At 42.4% G+C, this 22,697-nt stretch carries 15 protein-coding genes, 1 pseudogene and 1 riboswitch; of the genes and pseudogenes, 2 read left to right on the top strand and 14 right to left on the bottom strand.

Annotated elements, in window-relative coordinates; all coding sequences use genetic code 11:
- Positions 1 to 52: 52 nt before the first annotated feature.
- On the top strand, positions 53 to 1,864 hold the full coding sequence (locus MKX62_RS08660; protein ID WP_340741244.1) for a helix-turn-helix domain-containing protein: 1,812 nt from the start codon (positions 53 to 55) through the stop codon (positions 1,862 to 1,864).
- 50 nt (positions 1,865 to 1,914) lie between these two features.
- Here MKX62_RS08660 and wrbA read toward each other — a convergent pair whose 3' ends face one another.
- The 14 genes and pseudogenes from wrbA to MKX62_RS08590 all read right to left on the bottom strand — a co-directional run bounded on the left by wrbA (position 1,915) and on the right by MKX62_RS08590 (position 21,378).
- Entirely contained in the window at positions 1,915 to 2,598 is a 684-nt protein-coding gene (wrbA, locus tag MKX62_RS08655) for an NAD(P)H:quinone oxidoreductase (RefSeq protein WP_082786455.1), read from the bottom strand.
- 22 nt (positions 2,599 to 2,620) lie between these two features.
- Complete coding sequence (locus MKX62_RS08650) at positions 2,621 to 3,232, bottom strand: alpha/beta hydrolase (protein ID WP_340741243.1); 612 nt, start codon at positions 3,230 to 3,232, stop codon at positions 2,621 to 2,623.
- An 18-nt stretch (positions 3,233 to 3,250) separates the two neighbouring features.
- Positions 3,251 to 4,189, bottom strand: coding sequence for a ring-cleaving dioxygenase (locus MKX62_RS08645; protein WP_340741242.1), 939 nt, complete (start codon positions 4,187 to 4,189; stop codon positions 3,251 to 3,253).
- A gap of 333 nt (positions 4,190 to 4,522) precedes the next feature.
- Entirely contained in the window at positions 4,523 to 5,725 is a 1,203-nt protein-coding gene (locus tag MKX62_RS08640; protein ID WP_340741241.1) for a DUF3238 domain-containing protein, read from the bottom strand.
- Between the two features lie 55 nt (positions 5,726 to 5,780).
- Positions 5,781 to 6,440 carry a thiamine phosphate synthase gene (thiE, locus tag MKX62_RS08635; RefSeq protein ID WP_340741240.1) on the bottom strand — a complete coding sequence of 220 codons (660 nt, stop codon included), beginning with the start codon at positions 6,438 to 6,440 and terminating at the stop codon, positions 5,781 to 5,783.
- Positions 6,433 to 7,263, bottom strand: coding sequence for a bifunctional hydroxymethylpyrimidine kinase/phosphomethylpyrimidine kinase (gene thiD / locus MKX62_RS08630; RefSeq protein WP_067204574.1), 831 nt, complete (start codon positions 7,261 to 7,263; stop codon positions 6,433 to 6,435). Before thiD ends, thiE begins: the two co-directional genes overlap by 8 nt.
- A 79-nt stretch (positions 7,264 to 7,342) precedes the next feature.
- Positions 7,343 to 7,448: riboswitch (TPP riboswitch) on the bottom strand.
- Positions 7,449 to 7,824: 376 nt separating this feature from the next.
- A complete protein-coding gene (locus MKX62_RS08625) occupies positions 7,825 to 8,367 on the bottom strand; it encodes a histidine phosphatase family protein (RefSeq protein ID WP_340741239.1) in 543 nt (180 codons plus the stop codon).
- 212 nt (positions 8,368 to 8,579) lie between these two features.
- The gene (locus MKX62_RS08620) at positions 8,580 to 9,110 is read right to left on the bottom strand and encodes a hypothetical protein (RefSeq protein WP_187046424.1); all 531 of its coding nucleotides are present in this window, start codon (positions 9,108 to 9,110) and stop codon (positions 8,580 to 8,582) included.
- Between the two features lie 11 nt (positions 9,111 to 9,121).
- Positions 9,122 to 10,303, bottom strand: coding sequence for a ParM/StbA family protein (locus tag MKX62_RS08615; protein ID WP_340741238.1), 1,182 nt, complete (start codon positions 10,301 to 10,303; stop codon positions 9,122 to 9,124).
- A gap of 745 nt (positions 10,304 to 11,048) precedes the next feature.
- On the bottom strand, positions 11,049 to 11,963 hold the full coding sequence (gene hprK, locus MKX62_RS08610; RefSeq protein WP_340741237.1) for an HPr(Ser) kinase/phosphatase: 915 nt from the start codon (positions 11,961 to 11,963) through the stop codon (positions 11,049 to 11,051).
- Between the two features lie 811 nt (positions 11,964 to 12,774).
- The gene (locus MKX62_RS08605; protein WP_340741236.1) at positions 12,775 to 15,441 is read right to left on the bottom strand and encodes a DEAD/DEAH box helicase family protein; all 2,667 of its coding nucleotides are present in this window, start codon (positions 15,439 to 15,441) and stop codon (positions 12,775 to 12,777) included.
- Positions 15,442 to 16,292: 851 nt separating this feature from the next.
- The gene (gene abc-f, locus MKX62_RS08600; RefSeq protein WP_340741235.1) at positions 16,293 to 17,963 is read right to left on the bottom strand and encodes a ribosomal protection-like ABC-F family protein; all 1,671 of its coding nucleotides are present in this window, start codon (positions 17,961 to 17,963) and stop codon (positions 16,293 to 16,295) included.
- Between the two features lie 856 nt (positions 17,964 to 18,819).
- Positions 18,820 to 20,057 (bottom strand): annotated as a pseudogene (locus MKX62_RS08595) (ammonium transporter); the annotation flags it as partial.
- Positions 20,058 to 20,589: 532 nt separating this feature from the next.
- Positions 20,590 to 21,378 (bottom strand): AraC family transcriptional regulator, encoded by a 789-nt coding sequence (locus MKX62_RS08590; RefSeq protein WP_340741234.1) that lies wholly within the window; start codon positions 21,376 to 21,378, stop codon positions 20,590 to 20,592.
- 596 nt (positions 21,379 to 21,974) lie between these two features.
- Here MKX62_RS08590 and MKX62_RS08585 point away from each other — a divergent pair.
- Positions 21,975 to 22,634: a hypothetical protein gene (locus MKX62_RS08585; RefSeq protein ID WP_340741233.1), complete on the top strand. Its 660-nt coding sequence runs from the start codon at positions 21,975 to 21,977 to the stop codon at positions 22,632 to 22,634.
- Positions 22,635 to 22,697: the final 63 nt, after the last annotated feature.

Here is a 22,697-nt window from a genome sequence, read left to right as displayed (position 1 = left end):
CTGTTTTAGTGAATTATATAGATATCTCTACACCACCGGAAGGAGAAAAGAGATGAAAACAGATAAGACAACTAATCCTTTATTACAAGGGAAGTTAAGAGATGTTGAACTGACAGTTTTAGTCGACAGCATTCGTTCAATCACTTCCAGTTTGGACCTTGACGAAGTTTTGGGGGAAATCATGCGGAATGCACTCAAAGTGATTCCAGCTACAGATGCAGGGTATTTAATGCTTTACGACGTGGGGACAGAGCGGCTACTAGTAAAAGCACCACTTGGGTTTAATGACAACATTTACAATTTCAAAGTGAAACCAGGAGAATCTATTACAGGGACTGTATTCGAGGATGGGCTAGGACTCATATTCAATTCCAAAGAAGAAATACTCAAGGCAATGGATCATCACCATGTTTCAAAATCGAACTTTCATCATATTATTTCATCCGCAAACATCCCAGAAGCACTTATTTGCGTACCCATTTCCATTGAAGACAAAAGGATTGGCATCATGATTACTCATCAATGGCATCGAAAAAAAGTGTTAGATGAACATGATCTTCTCCTACTGCAGGCGTTTGCTGAACAAGCCGCTATCGCCATTCAAAATGCACAGTACTTTACAGAAGCAAATAATCGAATCGAAAAAATTACGCAGTTAAGTGCGCAGCTGGAAGAACGAAATATTCAACTTCAAAAAAGGCATAAAGTGCATGAAACATTGACCACTATTTCGTTGGAGAATAAAGGTATCGAGGCAATCGTCCATGAATTCAACCTAATGCTCAATTCACCCGTTACCTTTTTCAACGTCATTGAAGACAAATTCTATTTACATGACCCTAATGAAATACCTAATTTCGATCAATTTGAACTGAAAAAAATCTTTTTAACAAGAAGGAAACCTATCCACCTCAAAGCGAATCACCCTTCCGTAAAAACCTATTATATCTACCCTGTTTATAATGGCCCTGTTTTTCTTGGGTGTTTCCTGATTCACGTGACCGAAGAAATTTCCGAGTCAGACCGAATTGCACTCGAACAAGGGAGTTCCATATTAGCTTTGGAATTAATCAAAAATCAAACCGTCACTGAATACTTTTATAAAAAGACGCACGAACAGTTCCTTGCGCTGTTAAACGCAAAAAACGATGATCATCTTGAAACACTAGCAAAGGAGTTCGGTCTAAACGCCTCCACATATTGGTTTATGGCGATTTTTGAAATACCGAATTACACAGATTTGCAGCTACTGGAAATCAAGATTCACCATCTAGTACTGAAATTAAAAAACGAACTACCCAAGACTGAAACAATGATTTATGGGTTACAAAATCGAGTCATCTTCTTCGCCTCTATAACAGAATCCAGCCACTTTAAGATCTTCCAACAAAAGTTCAACGTCGTCAAAGAAGAGTGGGATGCGAAGGATCAACATTCTTTCCGCGCTGGCATTAGCTCGACTTATAAAGGATTACACGCCATTAAAAAGATTTACGAAGAAGCGAACAAAACACTGACAAACCTAACCTCACGTAATCGGCTAGATATCATTCGTTACGAAAACATTGGGTTAAACAAGCTCTTTTTAAATCAGTCGCCCAGGGAAATCCAACAATTTATCGATGAGGTCTTTCTTCCCCTATCCTACCCTCATGAAAAAAAGTCCGAGTTGGAAGAAACCTTGCTGACCTATTTCGAATCAAACCGTTCCGCTACAAAAACAGCTGAAAAACTACATATTCACATCAACACACTATACCAGCGCATTCGGAAAATTGAACACGTACTGCAACTCGACTTAAACGACAATGAAGACTCCTTGAAAATACACCTAGCCTGTCATCTACGTTCTACTTATGTATAAAAATCGAAAAAGCCGACCCATCATAAGGTCGGCTTTCTTCGTATTACGTGTTATGCGTTCATACTTTTCAATGCTGTTCCAACTTTTACTGTACGTCCCGCCTGATGAGCAACTGCCGCTTTAATTGCCGCTTCGTCATCCGCTATTTTTCCATCTTGTCCGACAGTTACGCTTGTACCGTACGGGTTACCACCAGCTGCAAATGTAACTGCGTCGGTGAAACCTGGTGCCGCAACAATTGCTCCCCAGTGGTACATTGTTGTGTATAAGGAAAGAATTGTTGCTTCCTGACCGCCATGTGGGTTTTGTGCTGAAGACATTGCGCTTACTGCTTTATTAGCGAGCTTGCCTTGGAACCAAAGACCACCTAATGTATCGATGAAACTCTGGATTTGCCCAGGTACATTACCGAAACGTGTCGGTACACTAAAGATAATTGCGTCCGCCCACTCAAGATCTTCTCCTGTTGCAACAGGTACATCTTTCGTTGCTTCAGCATGCGCTTTCCAGCCCGGAGATGAATCGATTGCAGCTTGTGGAGCTGTTTCAGCTACTTTCATCAGTCGTACTTCAGAGCCTGCTGCTTCAGCCGCCTCAGCAGCCCACTGTGCCAATTGGTAGTTCGTACCGCCTGAACTGTAATATACGATTGCTGTTTTTGTTTTTGTCATGTTTACCGTCTCCTCTTTACTTGTTGTAGTGTTTTTGCCGAATAACCTGTCTAAAAAACTCATCTTTTTATCTCCGCTTCTTTTTTCATTTCACAAATGTTGTTTTGTACCACTCTGCCGCTGCGTCCACTTCCGTACGTGTTAGCGAATGACCATTCATTTCCCAGTGAACTTCCGTCACCGCGCCCGCACCTGCCAATAATTCCTCGAGATCCTCTGACTCCTTCGCAGGGCAAATCGGATCATTTTTTCCTGCGGTGATGAACACCGGAATGCCGGCTAAATCAGGCAAGTCGATTCCACGCCTTGGGACCATCGGGTGATGAAGAATTGCGCCTTTCAAAGCCTCTGCATAATGGAACAGCAGACTTGCTGCGATGTTCGCTCCATTAGAATAACCAACTGCAATGATATTCAACCTGTCAAAACTATTTTCTTTTGCAGCTTCATCCAGAAACGCATTCAATTCCTTCGTACGGAAGATTAAATCCTCCTCATCGAATACCCCCTCCGCCAATCTACGGAAGAAACGCGGCATGCCGTTTTCAAGGACATTTCCTCGAACACTTAGTACGCCAGCATCGGGGTCAATTAAGTCGGCAAGTCCCAGTAAATCCTGTTCTGTGCCTCCTGTGCCGTGAAGCAAAAGTAACACCGGTTTTGAAGCATCTTTTCCTGGTTTATAAATATGTTTCATAGTATATCTCTCCTCGTATCAATCAATTTCTCGCACTTCAAAAGGGATCAAAGAAGATTCCAGCTGTTCGCGACTGTGCTCATATTGCGTTGGAAGCATAAGATTTTCTCCCATCGTCTCCACGGACTCGTCATGTGCAAAGCCTGGCGCATCCGTTGCAATTTCAAACAAAATATTTCCGTGTTCTCGGAAGTAAATCGCATTGAAATAGTTTCTGTCTTTCACCGGAGTCACGCCATAACCATTCTCTTCAACAAGTGATTTCCAGTCCAGTTGATCCGCATCATCTTCAGCGCGCCAAGCGATATGGTGTACTGTGCCGACACCCATTTGTGCACGACCTGATGATGTTGTTTTCAAATCGACGACATTGCCAATGTCCGCTGTTGAGCGAAACCGGATGTATTCGCCTTCTTCACCGATTTTTTCAAGCCCCATAACTTGTTCAAGAAGATGAGCCGTTTTTTCAGGTTGTGTAGATAATAGCGTTGCGCCGCCAAACCCTTTTATAGCGACATCCGCTGTTATTTCACCAACCATCCATTCATTCTTTACCCCATCTTCTCGCTCGACAATCTCAATTCTCAAACCGTGTGGATCATCAAATGATACATACGTTTCACCAAAGCGGTTTGATTTGCTAAACGCAATCTTAAATTTCTCAAGACGGTTTTCCCAGAAAGTCATTGCCCCGACCGGTACTACGTACGACGTAACACCGACTTGACCATCCCCAATTGTTCCTTGGCGAGCATTAGCCCATGTGAAAAATGTAATGATCGTACCCGGTGCACCGTTTCCATTACCAAAGTAAAGATGATACGTCCCCGGATCATCGAAGTTGACGGTTTTTTTGACAAGACGCAACCCCAGAACACCCGCGTAAAAGTCGACGTTTTCTTGCGGATGTCCGACGATTGCAGTTATGTGATGAATGCCCATTGATTTTTTCGTCATATCAATTCTCTCCTCGAATTAGTAGAAAGTTATTTATCTTGAATTCAAGGTAATCATATCAAGCAGAGTTTTCTTTGTCAACGAGTTGGCTTGAAGCGTATAAATCAGATGTAAGAAACGAGTCACCGCCCGTCTTGTTCAATAATAGACACTAAAAGTAAATAAAGAGGCTATCCGAGATAACCTCTTGTCACAGTACATTCATTATTACCAAGGTTCATCCTATCGAATAGTAGGGATGCATAATTCGCTATCTACGCAACTCATATTTTTCCTTTCCGGATAAACAATGAACTCCTTCCATTTACGACAACGGAAGGAGTTCATTGTTTACTATTCAAAATTAGAGATTCGCCAGTACTGCCAAGCAATTACCTCGGACATCCACGCGAGCCCCTTACTTTCCGCTTGGTGAATTGGTTTCCATTCATTCTCTTCACCGCGCATCAGGTAAATCTCATGATGGGGCGCCTGATCGTGGTAACCCGTCATATCAAACGTTCCGTCCCGCCTCATAACTGCCCGCACTTCATAGTTAATGTCAGGGGCCGTTGTAAGGGGATTGCCGACAGCATGCAGAAGATGAAATCCCGCTTCGTCTTCCCCGTGATTTGTCCGTTTCAACGTAATCCCATCGTGTGAAGCGGTTGCTTGTTTCCTAAAGCGCTTAAAAGCATCATAGACAATCGATGGCCCAACATCCCTTGTAAACGTCAACGGAGAACGTTCAAGGTCATATGCCAGTTCGATGTCCACTCGGGTCCGATAACTGGCTCCATTTGAATCGAATCCCCTGTCATCCCCTTTAAAATAACGATTTCGCGATAAAAGATTCGGATTCAACACCCAGTCATCCTGCAAAAACGTCATGTAGCGGAACCCCCACCTATCTACATTCGGGAGACGAACTCTGTCTTGAACAGGCGTCAGCAACTCCCTCGGCTTGGCAATGGATTTTGTCACCGAAAACTGTTCAATCGCCGCTTCTGCCTTAGACGAAACCGGATTCAACAGCCCAAAAACAGTGGAGACAATCGACTGAAAGACGTTGAATCGTTCTTCCGACTTCGCAAGTGAACGCTTAGATTTAATCGTATACGTATAGATTTCATCCAACGAAAAATCCCTGTCGATGTAAGAATTACCGACCGCCGTTGTCATATGCGTCCCATTTCGGTAGACATCATATTCAGCGACATCTTTAATTTCCTCCCAAGACAATGCAATTTGCGTCTTTGCGACAATCGTTGTCATGACAAGTGACTGAAGCGGACTTTCTTTGTTTTTCTGTTCAGCAAATGCTGACGTTTGCAATGCAATAACGTCAATCACAATACCATCCTCAACACGTTCGATTACGTAATTATATAGTTTCGCATGCTTGAAATCACCGTCACTAAATTCAGAGACCGTTCCTTCATACAAATGATGCCCGTCTCTATAGACTTTGTAGGTTCCGCCGACATCATTCCATGTGAAATAGATTAGATCTGCCTTATGCAAAACGGTTTGTATTTCAAACAGTTTCTTTTTCATCCGCACACCACACCCCTTACTTGGAAGTGTGGTATATTTCGCGAGCAGTTAAACATTACATTTCAATACCTGTTAATGAAAGAAGGACCGCACCTTTTAAACGACTTGCTGCTTCTCCAGGATCTTCTTCTCCAGAAATTGCAGAAATAACCGCTACCCCTGACGCACCCGCTTTAATGATAGCACCGGCTCTGCGTTCTGAAATTCCACCAATCGCAACAATAGGTAAACCAGGTAACAACGATGCCACTTCCCTAATTGTCTCGATACCAATAACCGATTGCGTATCCATTTTCGTCTGTGTCTCATAAACTGGACCTAGACCGATATAATCAGCCCCTGCATCAGCTGCCGCAATCGCTTCTGTTACATTATGCGTAGAAACACCTATTAGCATGTCTGGACCAACCTTGTCACGCACTGCTGAAATATATCCGTCTTCCTGCCCGATATGAATACCGTCTGCACCAATTTCAATCGCAAGACCTATATCATCATTGACAATGAAAGGTACACTATATTGTTCACATAATTGCTGACACGCTTGTGCAAAAGCCTTCAATTCTTCACCCGTTAATGCACCAGGCCCTTTTTCACGTAATTGAAAGCTCGTTATACCACCCTTTAGCGCCTCTTCTAAGACATGTAACGGGTCGCGTCCCGCCAAATTCACTGTACCCATGATGAAATATAAGTTAACTGTTTGCTTATCCATAAACTACAACCCCTTCCATTGTCTTGTTACCGCGGCGTCCATATGCCCAGTGATTCGTCGGACCATGGCCGCCACCAATTTTAAGTCCATCTTCAATTGCTGCGTGGATAAAACACTTTGCAGAAACAACTGCATTCGCTGCCGTTTCCCCATTTGCCAAAAACGCTGTCAGTGCCGCCGAATACGTACACCCTGTTCCATGCGTATCTTTCGTATCAATCCATGGTGCGCGAACCGAGAACCGTTCCCCGTCAGCCCCCATGAACAGATCTTCCGCATAAGGCGCTTCTTTCCGGTGTCCCCCTTTAATAAGAACCGCCCCCGCGCCCAACGCTATTATATGTTTCGCCGCTCGTTCTATGTCTTCATTCGTCTTTATTTCCATTCCTGCAAGCACTTCTGCTTCTGGAATATTAGGTGTAACAATAGCTGCAAGAGGTACAAGTACAGTCTTCAACGCTTCAACCGCCTGTCTTTCTAGCAATGAAGCACCCCCTTTCGCAATCATTACCGGATCAATGACAAGTGGAATTCCGCTCCAATGAAACGCCTCTCCCACTGCATAGATAATTTCTGTCGAAAAGAGCATCCCTGTCTTAATCGCTTTAACATCAAAATCTTCAATAACTGCCTGTATTTGCGCTTTAATAATAGCGGTGTCAACCGGCTGTATCGCCGTCACTCCAAATGTATTTTGCGCTGTCACCGCTGTCAGTGCCGACGTACCGAAAACACCCAATTCTTGGAACGTCTTCAAGTCTGCCTGAATACCCGCACCACCACCACTATCCGACCCCGCAATTGTCAATGCCACACGTACCATTCGATTCGCCACCCTTTTATTTATACTAAAAAGCCGCTTCCCGGTGGCGTAAGAAAGCGGCTAGCCATTTAACTATTCGTAAAAGGCGTACCCACTTTCCTACGCCGGTATAATCCGGATCAGGTTCCAAGGGTCCGCGCATTCATGCACGTCTCAGCCTAAAAAAGGCTCCCCTAGTGGTTGTTAAACTATTCAGCTTTGTAGCAAGTGTAACATATCTAGTGTGAGATTGTGGGAATGTTTGGTCCATTTCCAATAGAAGCATAGAGTAATGGAAATAAAAAACTCCATCAAATAGGTTCAATATATATAATAAACTCGTTTCACGTGGTAACAGTTTATTCCATTCTATCGTCGATAAGAGTATAGTTAGTGACATAAACAGAAAGAAGGCGCAGTTTATGCATAAAGCAGACAGCAGACCGAATAATCCCGACAAATCCATGTGGATCAGTCTTTTCGGGACACTCGTTATTATTGCAGTGGTCATTATTACTAATCTTACAATGGGTTAACATTCACTAAAACCTAGATAGGCCGACATCACAGCGGCCTGTTTTTTTATTCAGAACCCCAAATTCTTTCCACTTCTGAGTCTCCATCCTTAATCCGTATAACATACACGTCTGGATTCGTCAGTGCCTGCCACTGCCCAAAATCGAATCGTTCATCATAACACCTTAATAATAGCGCCATTAAATTCCCGTGTGTCACAAGCACTGTCCGCGAACCGACACCCAGCTCATCCACAACATCACAGACCCTCGACATCGCTTCACTCGAAGATTCCCCACCCTCATATTTTAGATGAAGGTCAAAAAACGTATCTTCCAGCTTTATCAACCAATCCTCGAAATCCATTGAACTTAGCACGCGCTCCATAAGCCGACTATCCACCTCTACATGCAACTTCTTCCGCTCAGCTATAGGCCAGCCCGTCTGACGTGCACGAGAAAACGGACTCGTAATAATCCGATCCACTTCGATATCTTCGAAAAACGCTACAAGCTGACCCGCCTGCAGAATCCCTTCAGCAGTCAATTCCGCGTGTGGTGCCTGTCCTTCTGCGGAGCAATGACGCACGATGTAAATAACTTTTTCCATAACCGCTTCACCCCATTCTTCTTACTAAATAGACATACAGCCCATTCGTAAACTAGCTGTAGTCATCCCTATTACTCTTTTTCCCTTGTATGCTCCAAAGAAAACATCTCAATGTTTTAGATTCCTTAGAAATCACAACAAAAAGTGCCTGTACAATAAACCATCATGAAAATTTAAGCATTCATGGTGGTTTCTTATGCAGGCACTCACTATTATTTATTCATCTGGGCAAGGAAGTCAGCTAAAGGGTCTTCCTCTTCTACAACAGAGGTTTCTTCTGGCTCCTTTAACTGTTCCCAATCAAAATTATCCAGATCATCCTCTATGTTAATCAATTGATGTTCTGTTTCCACCTCAACGGCAGCGCTCGTTTCTTCCTGCAAATATAATGCTGCATTTACATCTATTGCATTGCTGTTCAATGATGCAAAGAGAGAAGCTGTGCGGATTGGATCGGACATCAACTGATAGACGATACTCCCTAGTAGCGCCTCGGAATGTTCGTGCTTTAACCAATCACGTTGCGCTTTAGTTAACCCTTTTGGGAGCGGAATTGTTATGGCCTCTCTATGCTTTAAAAGTGAGTCATTCACCCCATCTATCACGAACTCCGCAATTTTACTGGAAAAGTTTCTTCTTTCGACTTCTTTTAACTTTTGCAGTTGCTTTAGTGTGTGGTCAGATGTATCTGATGGGAGACGAAATGTAATGGGCTGTCCCCTTTTTAATCCCGCGTCATTCATGCATAGTCACCTTACTTTGTTTTAACTAACTTTTCTTCTTCTTTAATTTTGACTTGTTGATTTTTTTTCGCAAAGTCTGAAATTAACTTGTAATAAGCGTTGGCCATCATCCAAACACTTTCTTTTTCATCTTCAAAGAAATCGATATTATAACCATCTAAGCTATTATTTAACGTTTTAAGATAGCCTTTAAGGACAATAGAGCCTCCGCCGATGAAATAGCAGATCTCAGATTGCGAGTTTCTTGCCCATACATTCCGTAAATGGCGATATTGCTTTTTCGCTAACTCCAAGAGAATCCGATCTACAATGTCATGAACACTTGTCCGGCTTCCTTTTACCATAATATGATTACGGTTATTTTTCTTCGTTATAATATCCACAACATCTAGACGACTGTCCAACTCTACGCCATGTCTAACATAAATTTCTTCTCGAATAGCATCCAGAGACTCTGAAACACCCAAGTTAAAGCCTTGCGCCTTATCATCATCAACTTTACGATTCCTAATGACCGCAACATCCGTTGATAACCCACCGATGTCTTGTATCAAGATTTGTTTATCGATTAATTCTTTATTAATGATGTTTAAATTATTATCCATTACAAGGTTGATAAACGCAGCAAAGCCTTCCGGATAAACCTTTACTTCATCAAATTTAATATTTACTTTTATACCTTGATATTTAGGTGTAACCAAAAACTCTACTTGGTGAACAGAGCTAAGCAATTGGGAACGATAACCAACGTCTTTCCCTTCCTTTACTTCTCTCAGTGGAAGTCCTGTACCTAGTGTATACGTAGCTTCAATTACATTATTATTACGTTTAAAAATACCTTTATTCTCATCACGAGCTGCATCTATTGCAAGTGCCGCGAACAACATCACCAAAGTTTGATCTTCCTCAGATTTGTTGCTACCTGGATCTAGTTCAGTTGAATTACCACTTTTCGTAGCAAGATTCCCAACACGGTAAATAGCGTTGTTATCTTTTAATGTTGGAGAGTGCAAACGAATATGAATGCCATCAGTAGGCTCTTGGTTGTCTAGTTCTTCAATGCCGATAATCGGACGATCTGCAATATCTTGTGCAATTACATTGGGTATATTGAGTTCTGCTTCCAATTTACCGAAAATGGCTTTTAATGAATCGTTTCCTACGTCAATTGCTGCAATACGTGTTTCTGTCATAAAAATCATCCTCCCCAATTATTCTATCTTTCTATTGAAATGGTACTGGAATTTTGTTGGCAGGTCAATCCAATTCAACTATTTAACACACAAATGTAATATTGTGTACCCAGCTGTAAACTTGTACACATTAGCGTACACACGCGCCATCACTGGTTGCGTACGTGTTTGTACACTTGTACACATTAATGTTTACAAATGTATACATTAAAGTATACAAGTACACCGTAATGTATACATCCACAAAAATAGTTAAGATGGACGTTTACTCAAGTTCGATATAAGCCCTCCTTCCCCTTCCCTTCCTAACTTCAAGCTGAAGCAGAGCTTGCTTACCATTCAATAAAAAGGGTATTTCACAAATAAAACCCATTAGACATTCCCTTACTTTTCTAAAGTGCCAGTGATTATAAGTTGTTATTCGATCTGTTCCCACCTTCATTACAAGCATGCGAGCTGTTGACCAAGCAATTTCGGCTTCTCAGTTTCGCCTCTAACATGCCTTTACGGGTTAAATAGTATCATCAATCACCAATTAGCTTACGCCACACTCCAGGCCCCCAGCTGCATCTAGGAGTAACCTGACTAATAATAGGTGGCCGAACAAGACAAAATGACAAACATTTCATACACCAAAATAAAAAACACCAAAAAAAGTAGACATCTATTTGAATGTCTACTCATTTTCACGTTTTTACGTACTCCTACTAATTATTCCAAACCCACCAAACGTTGCTACTCAATACTAAGGCGTATCTGACTCAATCCGTTTCATGAATTCCTCTACTGCGCTATAACCTTGCTGCTTTAAATACCAGTTATTTGCAGCGGCTTCAATCAAACCTGCGATATCACGCCCTGGTTGAAGTTGAATTTGGATATGCGGAATCTGGACGTCCATGTATTCCACAAACTTCGTTTCCTGCTCTAATTCATTATTCAAGTCATTTTCTTTCCACTTAGTCAATTCGATGTCCAGTGCAATCCGCGTTTCATCCTGGAAAGCGGCTCTTCCATAAAGGCGCACCACATTTAACAAGCCAATACTACGCAACGCAAGAAATTCTTTGCTATTTTCGTCGTGCGTCCCGAGCAAGGTTTGTGGGCTAAGCTTTTTCAACACCACTACATCATCTGCCACAAGCCGATGTCCCCGACCAATCAATGTATGAGCCGTCTCGCTTTTCCCTACACCAGACTTGCCGCGGAGTAGAATACCCATTCCCGATACATTGACGCAAACGCCGTGTATTGCAATTTCTGGAGCCATTGCTTTCACAACATACGCATCTAATTTCGCACTCAATTCACTCGTGGAATCACGAGTGCGTAACACCGGGATTTTCTCTTCCGTACAGTATTGAATCAGGCCCAGTGGCTCTTCCTGTTGGGATGTTATGATGATACATGGGGGCGCATATTGAACAATATTTGCAATCCGTAGCTTACATTCCTCAAACGTCAGCGTATGAAGGTAATTAACTTCATTTTTCCCCAAAATTTGAATATGTTCTTTTGCAATAAAGTAAAATATATCCATAAACTCTAATCCTGGACGACGTACTTTGGATTTTTTTATAATACGATGCAATTGGTCGTGTCCGCTTAACACTTCCAAGGAAAACGTATTGACTATCTCTTCAATCGTAATCGTTTTCATGAACAGCCTCCATTCTGCATTCTTCTTACTTGACCTCTTCGTTTACTTTAACACCAATTGGAGCTAATTCTTAGCGACTATCTCCGACTTAAAACTACACTAAATATGTTGAACAAATGAATACGGCGTATGCGCTTTACATGGGCTTTTGGGAGGCCACTGAAAAAGCCCTTGTACTGGAAATGAATTAGGATTCCCACTAATACCGCTTCGACGCTTTGTGGATGCCTCCCGCGATAAGCCAGAAAGGAAATCACTTTCGGTCTTATCGCTTCGGCTACCACGAAGTCGCGCCTTCGCTGGATGGTCTATGTGAGAAAGCGCATTTCGTTATCTGTGATGGAATCTGCAAGCTGGAGTACGTCTTTCTTGACTATAAGTAGTATCAACTAGTAATCACATTATAGTCTCGGCATATAAATCTTAAAATCACATTTCTCTCGATAATGAACACCCTAGCGCAGGCGCAGCAAAGGCTTACGACGAAAGGCATCCCCAAAGCGCCAAGTGTTTTACAACCCACACCCCGAATTAAGAGGAAACTGAAAAAGTTCTTTTATATAGTAAGAACTAGTTGATTGTAGTGAAGAGCGGCGACTCCAGCGGGAACAGCGCGAGCTGAAGACCCCGCAGGAACGCAGTGACGAGGAGGCTGAAGCCGTGCCCGCGGAAAGCGTCCGCTCGGAACGGAAATCAACGGGATTGAAGGATATCGTACTTTTTCAGTGCCCCCCGAATTACAACTCTCTCATTATTGAGTACCACAGCAGATTCAATAGGATTCTTTAATTCAACATATATACATGCCTACTTACCGCCATCCACTGGTCCGTTCTACTGTTGGTACGAACGAACTGGATAATGCCTTCATCCTTGCTTCTAGCAATTTAAGACGCCCCTCGACAGTTCTTGTGTAGATGAAGTCTGACTTTCCAACCCGACGTTTCCACTCTTCCAAGAAAAAGTTCACATATTCTTTCTTGTGTCCGATTACTTGCGGGATAGCATGATAATCAGATCTCTTCCAAAGTTTTCCTGCCTTACGAATTAGTATATATCGTGGATTTTCAATTGGATTAAGAAATTCCTTCAATGCGGTCATGAAGATTGTCTTCTCATGCGTCGTCCCTTCTTCAAGCCAGCATGTATATGTCCCTCCGCCGTCTCGCGTCACCCGGATCATCTTGTTATGGAGTGGCGTTATAACAGCACCTGCATGAAGCATGGATGCATAGACAGTTTCCGCAATCTCTTTCATACTCGCTTCTATGGAAGGATGCTTGCTATACAACTTCACCGTTTTATAGCAAGAAGGTGCTGCAAAAAGGAGCCCGAGCACTGTCGCAATCGCCATTCCTTCTCCGAATGAAAACGCACCAAGCTTTCGGAAAAGATTGCTAAAATCGACTACTGCTTCTAAAGCGATAAACCCCGTGATCCACAAAAGACCTCTCAATGTGTTATCTAAATAATATGGACGCGGCAAGGAGCGTTTATCCGCCACGATTTCCTCGGTCATTTCACGGCCTCCATCAATGGCTCTTTGCCAACGGACGAAAAAAGTGTCCCGTTTGCTTGCACGTTGTACCATTTCATGATTTAACATGGTAACGCGCTCCACCGTGCCTGGGGGAGCCCCAGTCTCCAGTCGAGCAATGCCCGTTTCGATGATATCTCGCTTTGCTCCTATGCCAATTAGTGATCGAAATCTCCGCGTTAGATTATCATAATCCGCTCCTCCACCTGCATCACTTCGATCTACACAGACCAGATGCCAGATGGAAGACGTTTTAGCATGATCATTTCGATCTGTCCGAATCGCACGTCCACGCATTTGATTTGACAGCATAAAGGAACCGACATTAGACGCCAAAATAAGTGAATTTATGCAAGGCGCATCCCATCCTTCTCCAAGAAGGGCGGCCGTCCCGGTTAGTACATCCACGCCGCCCCTTTTGAGAACTTCGGTCATTATTGCGACCATCTGTTGCCGATCACCCGAGCCCACCTCAATTCTGATAAAGGACGCATCAACGTCAAGCGGTGATGCAACGACTGTCAACCCACGGTTATTTGCTGCTTCCTCAAATATGGACCATGCACTCACTGGAAGGACGACAATCGACCCAGTTAGGATGCCTGGCTTAACTAATGGACCGAGTTTTCTACGCAGTACTTCAAATATCGGCACGACACCAAGGCGAGCAAATGGACGCTCATCTCCTTTTTTTAATGGCATATCCGCAGCTCGAATGTAATCTGTCAAAATAACCATGCGGAGCTGTTCACCGAGAAGTGCTTTCTCCGCTTTGACGATTTCTTCTATACTCTTCAATTTTGATGCACTATGTATTAGTCCCCTCTTTATGGACGCATTTGAAAGAAGGACGACTTTCCGACGTTCCACCGCCCCGATACGTGTTAAACGTTTTCGTATATCCTTTAAAATGACATCTTTATCATCCACCTGAAATAGCAAGCCTGTTAGTAACTCTTCAAGCCAAGAAAGCGACAACTCCGGCATTTGGTCATCTTTCATTCCGATGATAGGCAGGGCATGGGTGTATGCTTGTGAACCGTTATTTTTCAAGAACAAAAGCATACTGGAAAAGATACCAGGACTGGACAAAATCTGTTCTACATGTGCTTCCGGTTCTGCTATCCATGGATGCTTTTCGAGATACACCACAAATTCTTTATCCTCGATCAGTTGCTCGATGAACCTATCCACTTCGTCACGAAACTCTAAAATTCGCATCATTTCATCCGCTTCAGGAATTGAATAGTGAATAAAATCCTGGTGTGGACAAAGTTCCGACGCTTTCACAAGCTCGGGTACCGATATTTCCAGATCAATCGGTCCGCACAATGCGACATAACGCTGCCACTCTGCAGCACCTACATCGAAAGGCGGTGTGGCAGTTAGCGCAACGACAACAGGTTCACCAAGCCTCTCCTTCACATCCATCATCGTCCTCCACCAAGATGTGCGAAGATGGTGGGCTTCATCCAATATTAGTGTGCCAAAACCAATCTGATCAAATTTACGCATCAAATCGTCAGCATTTCCCGTCATGAATTCTTCTACCGTTTCATCGTCAGTGTGATCTTCACTGTCATCGGTTATTTTTTCTTCTTGTCTATTAAATAGACTATGTAGCGATTGATATGTCGTCACCGTGACAAATGCAGGTTCCTTTAAATTAGTCGACATCCAGGTAGGAAGTTCATCTCCAAGGAAAAGCTCGGTGAACCGCTCCATCCACTGCGCCCGAATGGCCACGGTCGGCGCAACAATCAAGGTCGGTCGATCAAGCCGAAGCATAACTTCAAGACCGAGGACCGTTTTTCCAGATCCCGGTGGCGCCACGAGATGAAGATGCCCATTCACAAGATGACTTTCCAGTTCGTTCAGTATGCGTCTCTGATATGAACGCCACTCATAACAGAATTGAATGCTATCCGGAAACTGTTCCACAATTTATCCCCCTTTGACATGGCTGATCTTCCATACCCCGTTCATTTTTACTTGTACTCAAATTATACCAAATGGACACCACCTTTTCTTACTTGTTAGCGGAAAGTTTTATCTACAGAAACTCTTGTATTCGACTTTAGATCCTGAAACTTTTTATGGAATGAAAAACAGCGTCCCTTTTTGGCAGACGCTGTTTTGAATGACTATTTTCATTTAAAGCAAATACAGAACCCTTTCAGTGGTCTCTATCCACAAAACACTTTGTTTCCACTATCTTCACACTACTAGACTATTTGTTTCGGAAAAAACATTGTCAATATATGTTGAATTAAAGAATACCACTGAATCTACTGTGGTGCTCAATAATCAGAGAGTTGTAATTCGGGGTATGGATTGTAGAACGCTTGGTGCTTTGGGGATGCCTCTCACCGTAAGCCTGGATTAGCGCTTCGCATCCAGTCTTACGGCTTCGGCGACCCCTTTGCCGCGCCTGCGCTAGGGTGTTCATTATCGAGAGAAATGTGAATTTGAGATGTATATAATGTGATTACTTTTTGCTACTCATTATATTCAAGAAAGACACACTCCAGCTTGCAGATTTCATCCCAGATAATGAAATGCACTTTCTACATAGACCATCCAGCGAAGACGCGACTTCGTGGTAGCCGGAGCGATAAGACTGAAAGCGGCCTCCTTTCTGGCTTATCGCGGGAGGCATCCACAAAGCGTCGAAGCGGTATTAGTGGGAATCCTAAACCATTCCAAGTACTAGGGCTTTTACAGTGGCTTCCCAAAATCCCCTGTAAAGCGTATACGCCCTATTCATTTGTTCAACATATATAGTTCTCCATTCACTTCAATGCCCTTAATCTTTTACTTAACTCATTAAAAACCTTATCGAGGTCAGCATACCTTTTATCCCCTTGTTTCATCATACTCAACTGCCCAAGCACTGCCTGCAGCTCCGTTTCAAGCCGCAAACGTTCATCAGCAGTCTTTTCAGGTTGCACTATGGCACTGCGCTCTTGCCATTCAGCATATGTCAGCGGTATTTTCCGCACTGTCCCTTGCTCGAATAGAAGCAGCCCGTCTGCCATCCGCTCTGTGAAATAACGGTCATGTGAGGCGAAAAGCAACGTTCCTGGAAACGTCTCCAGTGTCTTTTCTAGCTCTTCTCTAGAAGGTAAATCAAGATTATTCGTCGGTTCGTCCAACAGCAATACATCCGTTTCCTCGACAATGAACTGCATCAATTTAACCTTCACCCGCTCGCCAACGCTGAGGTCCGACAACGGCAGGTCCCACTGTTGCTTTGAAAATCCAAGGTTTGTCAAATGTGTACGGATTACTCCCTGTTCGCGGAACGTATCCACATGAAAATAATTCGCCATCGTCATGTCTTTTGGAAAGTCAGTTGCTGTCTGACTCAAATAACCAATCGTCATTCCGTTCGTTTTCCAGAGATTTCCTTTATAATTCTCTTCTCCAAGTATCATCCGGAAAAGCGTCGATTTCCCTGCACCATTTGGACCGATAAGACCAATCCGCTCACCCGCTTGTACAGTAAACGAGACGTCTGCAAAAAGTTCATGCCCGCTGAATAACTTTCGGACATCTTTTAACTCCATGACTCGCTTCCCTTTTTTCTTCCCACCTTTGACGTCAAAAGACACGCCAATTTCATCTTTAGGCTTCTCAATACGATCTTTTTCCAATTCCCCTTCTAGCCGTTTATGCTTCGAACGGATTTGGACATCGCGTTTTTTCGCCTTCATCCGGAAGTATTCCTTTGCCCCCATCATTCTTCCGCCCTTTTTCGTCGATTCCGCATGTGCCTTCGCAGACCAATTTTCCAACTCGGCGATTTGTTCTTCCACTTGCTCAATCTTTCGCTGTTGCTGTCCATAATGCTTCAACTGGACTTCCCGATTCGCGTCCTTCAGATTCCGGTATTGCGTATAGTTTCCTTTGTAGACCGTCAGTTTGCCGTGCTCAATTTCGAATACGAAATCCGCCGTCCTGTCGATGAAATGCCGATCATGGGAGACAATCAGATACGTACCAACATCCTCATTGATGATCCGGATCAATTCTTCCAGACTGTCACTGTCCAAGTGATTCGTCGGTTCATCCAAAAGGTTCAGCCTGCTCTTCTCAGCGAGCGCAGACGACAGCCGCATCTTCATCCGCTCCCCGCCGCTTGCAGAACTATATTCAGCACGCTCCGGTACTTTCCACTTCCGCCGGTACGTATGGGTTTCTGCCCGTTCCCAATCGATTGTCCCTTCGTCTTCCTGTTCCTGCCTAAAATAGGTGATGGACGGCGGCTTGCCATTCCAATTAACTGAACCTGACGTTGGCACTCTCTCCCCTGCTAGTAATGACAGTAGTGTCGTTTTCCCCGCACCATTCGCCCCAACAATCGCAATGCACGCTCCTTCCGGAATATCCGCAGACACTCCATCAAAGATTACCGTTTCACCATGTGCTACTGATACTTGATTTAATGTTCCAATAAGCATATCCATTCCTCCAAGTTCGGAGGGAATACAAAAATCCCTCCGACATAAAATCGGAAGGATTAGTCATTATTCATCCAAATTCAAAGTTCTCTAAAAAGCCTCTTGTTCGTGCAAAGAGGAAGGAACTTATTTAAATGTGGACAGACTAATCCTATTTTCCGTTCGAATAAAAAATTCAGTTTCCGGAATCAAAAGATTAGTACTTCATTGTCCACACGTCATTCCTTCCTCTTTTAAAGTTATATGTATTATAGCATACTATTCTGTTTTTCTAACCAAGTTACCATAATTCAAGAATAAATTATTCATTCATTTCTTTCTTCTGTTACTGTAAAATTAGATAAACACTGAAAAACCCTTCTTCACTCTTTCATTTTACTGGAAATTTTGTTTCCTATTACAATAAGGTGGTGATTTCTATTAAATTTAAAACTGTTATATTATCTACTTTTATAATATTGATTTTTTCGTTGACAGCTTGTACCAACGAGGGAGATTGTACAATGTGTTCTTTAGTAAGACCTATACTCCACATCATGTAAGCCCCTATAGAAAGTGACACTTCCTAAAATAAGAAAAGAAATAGAGATTAGATATAACGTACATATCTAACCTCTACTCTGTGAATATGCAATTTAAGAAACTTTGCACGCTAGGTATTACGTAATTCTGTTCAACTCCCAAAAGAGAAAGCGGTTTAACATTTACCTGGCTACTTATTTAGCGTGCTAAGAGGACTGACTGATAGTGCCTTTTTCGGTGGTATTTTTAGTGAACTTGATGTTATCGGTTGAGGAACAGGCGTTTCAATTCCGTACGGAGATACCGTGTTCATTTCGTCAAGTTTCCCTGTAATCGATAATGCTTCAGGATATCCGAAGCTTCCATGTTCACTATAGTCCAAACCGACTGTTTCTTGTTCTGCCGTCACCCTCAATCCCGTCATCACCTTTTTCATGACAAACAAAATTGCGAAGGATACGCAAAACGCATAGGCAGCCGATACGGTCACGCCCATGAACTGGACCCCAAGTTGAGTGAATCCTCCACCATAGAATAACCCCTCATGCCCAACAGTTGCCAATCTGGGTGAGGCAAAAAACCCAGTTGATAAGGTCCCCCATACGCCTGCAATACCATGAACTGAAAGCACATATATTGGATCATCTATTTTTCGTCTTTCAAAAAATCTAGCACTATAAAATACCAGTATTCCGGCAACAAGGCCAATGATTACCGACGCCCATGTCTCTACAAAAGCACATGAAGCAGTAATCGCAACAAGTCCGGCCAATGTCCCATTCAGCATTGTCGGAACATCAGATTTCCCTAAAGCAACCCATGAGATAAGCAACGCACTTATCGCTCCCGCTGATGCTGCCAAACTAGTATTTAAGGCAATAAATCCGAAGAATCCATTCTCTACTCCAAGTGTGCTTCCAGCGTTAAAACCGAACCAACCTACCCATAAGATCAAGACACCTAAAGTAGTGTAAACCTGGTTATGTCCGCTCAAGTTGTTAGCAGTTCCATCGACGTTGTACTTTCCAGCTCTTGGCTTCAATAGAATCGTAGCTGCCAATGCTGCCATTGCTCCTGTTAAATGGACGACTGTTGACCCTGCAAAATCCTGTTTTCCATGCGCTGCCAACCATCCACCACCCCAGATCCAGTGGGCTACTACCGGATAAACGATAATTGAGAACAGCAAGGCAAAGACAAGATAGGTGGAAAGTTTAGCCCGCTCTGCAAAGCCTCCGAAAGCAATTGCTAATGAAATGCCTGCAAATGCAAGCTGAAATACAAAGAATACGGCAGTCGAATAGGTACTTCCCTCTATTTCATAGCCTGAATAGAAGAAGTCAGACCACCCTACAAAAAAGTTCCCATTTTCACCAAATATAAATCCGTAACCAACTGCCAAAAAACAAGTGAGGCAATTCCAAATGTAAATATAGTTTTACCGGCAATGTGACCGGCATTTTTCATCCTTGTCGAGCCCGCTTCCAATAATATAAATCCACCTTGCATCAAAATGACTAAAATAGCGCCCAACATAATCCAGACACTATTTAATAAGAATAAGTTATCCATCTAAAATTCCCTCCTCCTATTTTTTATTACTTCTAATTTATTTGTACGCGGAACTAGCACCAGAACACTTTCAGTTTTCAACACCGTTACTATGTTAATGTTTTAGCCTCATGTTGATTTGCTTTAGGCAGGCAATGAGCTATGATCCTATCATGAGCAGGCCGAACCCAGAAACTTTGATAAGACACGAATGATAATAGTACGTGCTCAATAAATAGCACTTAAGTCTTTCAAGAGCGGTTCATGCTTGCGCCATGACTGTACTAGATACTCCCCCTTTTATGTTCGCCAGTACTGCAAATCCTCAAGCAACAACTCTGAATAAACATTCGTAAAAAAACTTATTGGCTCATTGGCTATCTTCCTCAACTCCTTTTCTCTTTCAATACTATCAGCCAGAGGATCCAAGATATTTAGATTATCTGATCAAACATTTACACTTTTATGTTCATAGATAAAGTTCATGAAATACATAAAAGCCAGGCAACTATATGCCTGGCTCTTGAACGTATGGGTAGATTTCCGAATATGCTTATCGTATCTCTGAGGGGTTTTTACCAGTGTACTTTTTAAATTGTCTACTGAAAAAATGGATGTTGTTATATCCTAGAGCATCAGCAACTTCTGTCACTGTGAGTCCTGTAAAAAGCAATAAATGCTCAGCTCGCTTTATACGAGAATAGACAATATAAGACTTGACGGTATGGCCGATGACTTGTTTAAAATTCTGTGAAAAATACCGTTGAGATAGATTTGCACGTTCAGCCAAACTATTAATCGTATGCGGCGACCCTGGATTTTGTTGAATATAATTGGCAATTTCTCGAATCGTTTCTAGTAATTTATTGCTCGTATTAGTCATTTGTTTTTCTTGTCCTCGTTCTTCTCTTAATAAATGGATCATCAATTGCTTCAAGATTAGCTGGGCCTCAATTTTCGCACCAAATGCCTGCACTAGAAATAATCGAACATATTGAGTTAAAAGCGATTCAAAGGTAATGGAATTTTTGAAGACCCGGTGACCTGAAGGTACCAATTGGAACGGTTCAGTTATATCAAAATGAATGTAAGTTAACACGAGGGGATTTTGCGGATTATGTGTGGCTGTTGTCTCATCGCCGGGTTTAAAAAGAAAGCAATGCCCTTTTTCTACTTTATATGGCTTACCATTGAGCACTACTGTCCCTTCCCCAGCCCAAACATAAAATAAATCATAGTTGGGAATTGGTTTATCACGTTTTTTCCATTGCCAGCTCGGTTCACAATGAATAGTGGCCAAAAATGGTTTCAACATAAAATGATCTGAATTCAGATAAAGCATCCCAACTCCTCCTTTTATTCAGCAACAACTTACCTATTTACTTTATTCTGCATCTATATGTTAAGCAACTCTAATGCATTGTTCCATTAAAAAAACACCTACCACACGTGCTGATTAACCAAATCAACCAGTAAATAACTTGATTCCCCCCTTAGCACTACTTGTATAGTCGCGTTTTTGGATTACTTCGGATTGAATGACTTCTATTACGATTACCGAGATGTCTGAATGTATAAGTACACAGAGTGCTGAAGCTCTTTGGTATGAAAGAATAGCTGGCTTATTAACTGGAGAAAAGCCGCCAAAGATGCAATTTTGGCGGCTGAAACGTTCTATGATGTTTGCCAATTACCAAGCCTGCGCAATCTGGGGCGATACTATTCGAACGGATCGATCGTGAATTCAAGTATTCATCTGATTATATGACCAACCAATTACTAACGATTTCTTGTGATTTTCGTGATATGAGTTGCACCATTTTCATGATTTTTGCTTCATTTGAACATTTTACACTTTTTATTTATTTTTTTTAGATAAAATACACGAATTGGGAAAAGATATGAATTGAGGAATAAAAATAAAGGGGCGGTTAAAGCATGTCAATGGAATGGTTTAACAGAGTAACTACTGAGCTTCATGATCATCTGAATTCAATTTGCGATCAATATGATCAAGTCGGTCATATGTCGATTGACCAAAGTGCAAAACATCCACGTATCGAATTTTTTGTCGAAACGGAGGACGACGAAAGGGATTACTTCTGTACCCTTCATTTTGATCCACATAACGCAGAGTTTTACGTGGAAACTTTTGACTTTGAATTCGAACAGCAAACCAGAATCATTCTTACTGACATTGAAGATATAATTGACGCTATTCATGATATCTTCCATGATTTCATCAGTGATGATGAACTAGATGATCTTGACGAGGAGTTCGTTTTAGACGCCGTCAATAGTGGAGAATACTACGTGGGTGAAATTGCTGATACAGAGTTTGAGGAATTGAGCGTCGAATGGGAAACACCTGAAGTCACTGCTTTCCAAATCGAAGATGCAATAGAAATAACGCATCAATTTGGGGTAGTCAATGCTACTGGAGATGGTTTTCTTCGAAGGGTCAAGCGCTTTTGGTCGGAAGGCAACGAGCTTCACAAAGAGGAAAGCAGCTTCGTCTTTACAAAAGAAGAGGCGAGCACACTCATTGCTTTGGTTGCGAGTAATATGGATAAGATGACTTCATATGAAAATCTGTAAAGCTTAAAGAAAATAAACAGGCATTAGGGAATCTTTCCTAGTGCCTGTTTATCGTTTTCATTT

Origin of the sequence: Sporosarcina sp. FSL K6-5500, from assembly GCF_038005665.1 — a bacterium.
Lineage (GTDB): Bacteria > Bacillota > Bacilli > Bacillales_A > Planococcaceae > Sporosarcina > Sporosarcina psychrophila.
Note: the sequence above shows the minus strand (reverse complement) of the source record. Positions and strands in the feature narration are given on the sequence as shown.

Excerpts from the sequence above, each read along its gene's own strand:
- MKX62_RS08620 (WP_187046424.1), bottom strand. The coding sequence starts at position 9,110 with ATGAATGACGCGGGATTAAAAAGGGGACAGCCCATTACATTTCGTCTC.
- MKX62_RS08585 (WP_340741233.1), top strand. The coding sequence starts at position 21,975 with ATGTCAATGGAATGGTTTAACAGAGTAACTACTGAGCTTCATGATCAT.
- thiE (WP_340741240.1), bottom strand. The coding sequence starts at position 6,440 with ATGGATAAGCAAACAGTTAACTTATATTTCATCATGGGTACAGTGAAT.
- wrbA (WP_082786455.1), bottom strand. The coding sequence starts at position 2,598 with ATGAGTTTTTTAGACAGGTTATTCGGCAAAAACACTACAACAAGTAAA.
- MKX62_RS08625 (WP_340741239.1), bottom strand. The coding sequence starts at position 8,367 with ATGGAAAAAGTTATTTACATCGTGCGTCATTGCTCCGCAGAAGGACAG.
- thiD (WP_067204574.1), bottom strand. The coding sequence starts at position 7,263 with ATGGTACGTGTGGCATTGACAATTGCGGGGTCGGATAGTGGTGGTGGT.
- MKX62_RS08640 (WP_340741241.1), bottom strand. The coding sequence starts at position 5,725 with ATGAAAAAGAAACTGTTTGAAATACAAACCGTTTTGCATAAGGCAGAT.
- MKX62_RS08590 (WP_340741234.1), bottom strand. The coding sequence starts at position 21,378 with ATGCTTTATCTGAATTCAGATCATTTTATGTTGAAACCATTTTTGGCC.
- MKX62_RS08645 (WP_340741242.1), bottom strand. The coding sequence starts at position 4,189 with ATGACGAAAAAATCAATGGGCATTCATCACATAACTGCAATCGTCGGA.
- abc-f (WP_340741235.1), bottom strand. The coding sequence starts at position 17,963 with ATGCTTATTGGAACATTAAATCAAGTATCAGTAGCACATGGTGAAACG.
- hprK (WP_340741237.1), bottom strand. The coding sequence starts at position 11,963 with ATGAAAACGATTACGATTGAAGAGATAGTCAATACGTTTTCCTTGGAA.
- MKX62_RS08615 (WP_340741238.1), bottom strand. The coding sequence starts at position 10,303 with ATGACAGAAACACGTATTGCAGCAATTGACGTAGGAAACGATTCATTA.
- MKX62_RS08660 (WP_340741244.1), top strand. The coding sequence starts at position 53 with ATGAAAACAGATAAGACAACTAATCCTTTATTACAAGGGAAGTTAAGA.
- MKX62_RS08650 (WP_340741243.1), bottom strand. The coding sequence starts at position 3,232 with ATGAAACATATTTATAAACCAGGAAAAGATGCTTCAAAACCGGTGTTA.